The 214-nt window shown below is 71.5% G+C and carries 1 pseudogene; it reads left to right on the top strand.

Annotation, left to right across the window (positions count from 1 at the left end):
• A pseudogene (locus tag QSK31_RS48740) lies at positions 1-214 on the top strand (IS5 family transposase); the annotation flags it as partial.

The raw sequence follows: 214 nt of genomic DNA, 5'->3' as shown, positions 1-214 counted from the left end.
GACGCGGCCATCCATGATCTGCTGCGCTGTCAGGCGCGGGAACGGGCCGGGCGGGCCGAGGACCCGACCGCGGTCGTGCTGGACACCCAGTCGATCCGGGCGGCGAACCACGTGCCCGCCGCCACCGGCAAAGACGCCGGCAAGAAAGTGCCGGGACGTAAGCGGGGCCTGGCCGTGGACGTGCTCGGGTTGATCATCGCAGTCGTGGTGACCG

It is taken from the genome of Actinoplanes sp. NBRC 103695, assembly GCF_030269485.1.
Lineage (GTDB): Bacteria > Actinomycetota > Actinomycetes > Mycobacteriales > Micromonosporaceae > Actinoplanes.
The sequence above is the reverse complement of the archived record's forward strand: the minus strand, read 5'-3'. Positions and strand labels throughout refer to the sequence as shown.